Annotated in this window: 1 protein-coding gene; it reads left to right on the forward strand. The window is 66.2% G+C overall.

What is annotated here, in order from left to right; translation table 11 throughout:
- Positions 1–69: 69 nt before the first annotated feature.
- Positions 70–1,320 (forward strand): amino acid ABC transporter ATP-binding/permease protein (locus BIS11_RS17785; protein WP_253586753.1); only part of this gene is annotated, 1,251 nt, incomplete at its 3' end.

The raw sequence follows: 1,320 nt of genomic DNA on the forward strand, positions 1-1,320 counted from the left end.
TCCCCACGTACGCTCGATCGCCACGCGCCACTGGCACTGCGCGCATCAGCGGCTCGAGGAGATCGCCCCATGAAGGCACTTTTTTCCACGCTCTACCCTTGGCTCTCGCTGCTGGTGCGTCGGCGGTCGGCTTTCCTGGTCGGCTCGCTCCTGGTGCTGGCCACGCTGCTGTCGGGACTGGCGCTGCTGGGGTTATCCGGGTGGTTCATCACCGCCTGCGCGCTGGCAGGACTCTTGCTGGCGGCGGGGCAGCCATCGACGCTGGACATCTACGTGCCCGGCGGCGGCATTCGCTTTTTCGCCCTGGCGCGCACCGTCGCCCGCTATGTCGAGCGGCTCTACAACCACAACATGGTGCTCACGCTGCTGGCGGATCTGCGCTACCAGGTGTTCGGCTACCTGACGCGCCTGGATGCCGCCTCGCTCGGGCGCCGACGGGCAAGCGACTGGCTGACCCGCTTGACGGCGGACATCGATACGCTGGACAACCTTTACCTGCGCCTTCTGATACCGCCGCTGGTGGCGCTTGTGGCGACTCTTCTGGTCGCGCTGTTCATCGCCATCTGGCTGCCCGGTTTGGCGCTTCTGGTCGCAGGCGTTCTCATCGCGCTCTGGGCGCTGCTCACGCTCGGATTCGCCGCCTGGGGTTTTCGCCAGAGCGGGCAGCAGGTCCGCGATCAAGGCACGCTGCGCAACCTGGTGCTGGACCAGCTCCAGGCCTGTGCAGAGCTTTCAAGCTACGGGACCGCACGCTGGCACCAAGAAAAAATCGATGCGCTCGAGGCGCGTTCGGGGAGCAATCAACGCCGGCTCGCCTTCAAGGCCGCTGCAGGCAACGCCTTGATTCTGCTTGTTTGCGGGCTGCTGCTGATCGTGGCCCTTCGCGTGGGCGGCGAGGCGCTGGCAACGGGGCGCATCGATGCGCCGATCGTCGTCATGGTGCTTTTGCTGGTGCTCGGCAGCAGCGAGATCCTGACCTCGCTGCCGAGTGCGTTCCTGAAGTTCGGCGCGAGCTTTCAAAGTGTTCTGCGCCTCGATCGGCTGGCTTCCTCGGCGCCGGTCGAAACGGCGACGACTACTTCTTTGCCGGTGGGGCAGGGCGGTTATGACGTGCTTCTCGAGAATGCAGGCTACCGCTATCCCGGCATGCTCGAACCAGCACTCGAGGGGGTCTCGCTGAAGATCGGCGCGGGTGATCGCGTGGCGGTCACCGGTATCTCCGGGGCGGGCAAGTCGACCCTGGCGAACCTGCTGCTGGGTCGGCTGGCGCCTGCCCAGGGGCGGGTCGAGGTGGCGGGGCGGATGCCCTGCAACGTGAAC

Source organism: Halomonas sp. 707D4, assembly GCF_024158685.1.
In the GTDB taxonomy this organism is placed as follows: Bacteria; Pseudomonadota; Gammaproteobacteria; order Pseudomonadales; family Halomonadaceae; genus Vreelandella.